This is a genomic window from Variovorax sp. 20P10.2.4 (genome assembly GCF_058244205.1).
Map to the genome: position 1 here is coordinate 1 of NZ_JBZAYE010001163.1, position 1,170 is coordinate 1,170.

At 69.7% G+C, this 1,170-nt stretch carries 3 protein-coding genes; all 3 read right to left on the reverse strand.

The window, feature by feature from the left end:
- A partial coding sequence (locus AC27VN_RS41980) for a carboxyltransferase domain-containing protein (protein ID WP_490880587.1) occupies nt 1-316 on the reverse strand: 316 nt, incomplete at its 3' end.
- A gap of 9 nt (nt 317-325) precedes the next feature.
- Nucleotides 326-829, reverse strand: coding sequence for a pantetheine-phosphate adenylyltransferase (gene coaD, locus AC27VN_RS41985; protein WP_057596071.1), 504 nt, complete (start codon nt 827-829; stop codon nt 326-328).
- A gap of 44 nt (nt 830-873) precedes the next feature.
- Nucleotides 874-1,170: RsmD family RNA methyltransferase (locus tag AC27VN_RS41990; protein ID WP_490880588.1), on the reverse strand; the 297-nt coding region annotated here is incomplete at its 5' end.

A 1,170-nucleotide genomic window follows, 5' to 3' on the forward strand; every position in this document is an offset into this window, starting at 1 on the left:
CGAGGTCGGGACCGTGCTCGCCGCCATAGGCCACGGGGATCTCGATGTCGCGGCCCTCGATGCCGCCGGCCTCGAGCCGCGGCCAGGCCTCGAGCACGCGCGCGCTCAGCGCCTCGAGGTCGACCGCGGTCGGATCGAAGGTCAGCGTGAGGTTGTTCATGCCCGGCAGCACTTCGCCGACGCCGCTCCAGCGGCCGGCCTCGCGCGCCAGCGCCCAGATCTTCTGCTGCTGGACGAACGTGGCGGGACCGGGCAGGTCGCACAGCAGCGCCGCGTCGCCCAACAGGTGCAAACGGGGCGCCAGCGCGCCGCTCATCGGCGGCGCCTACTCTCTGCCGAGGCTTCGGACCTTGGCCGCGAGCTGCTGTTCGACGTTGGGCGAGACGAACTTGTGCACCTCGCCGCCGAGCATCGCGATCTCGCGCACGAAGGTGCTGGAAATGAACTGGTACTTGTCGCTGGGCGTGAGGAACACGGTCTCGACGTCGGGCATCAGCGAGCGGTTCATGCCCGCGAGCTGGAACTCGTAGTCGAAGTCGGTGACGGCGCGCAGGCCACGCACCATGGCCTTGCCGCCGCGCGCCACGACGAAGTCGCGCAGCAGGCCCGAGAAGCTCTCGACCGAGACCTGGTCGCTGTAGGGCTTGACGGCTTCGCGCGCCATCTCGATGCGTTCCTGCAGCGTGAAGAGCGCCTTCTTGTGGTGACCGGCCGCCACGGCGACGATCACCTTCGAGAACAGTTGGGTCGCACGCCGCACCACGTCCTCGTGCCCGAGGGTGATGGGGTCGAAAGTGCCGGGATAAACCGCGATCACGTTGCTGGCCATGGTTGCTACCTCCTCATGCAGCCGATGCGGCTTGGGTCGGCGGATTATGCAGTGCCGTGTGCGGCATGCATCAAAAGGTGTGCATGCACCGCGCCGGCCTTCAAGTGGCGGAACACGACGAGGCCGAGCGCGGCCGCCTCCTCGTCGCTCCAGCGGCGCGGTGCCTCGAGGTAGATGGCACCACCCGCGCGGACCGCGCGCGCGGCGGCGCGCAGCGCGGGTTCGTAGAGCGTGGTGCTGTCGAAGGGCGGGTCGAGGAAGACCACGTCGAGGCTCGCGGCCGGCGTGCGCTCGAGCGCCGTGACGCCGTTGCCGCGCTCCACGCGCACCGCCTCGGCAGC

Bases quoted from the DNA above. Each gene is read 5' to 3' on its own strand.
- coaD (WP_057596071.1), bottom strand. From the start codon at position 829: ATGGCCAGCAACGTGATCGCGGTTTATCCCGGCACTTTCGACCCCATC.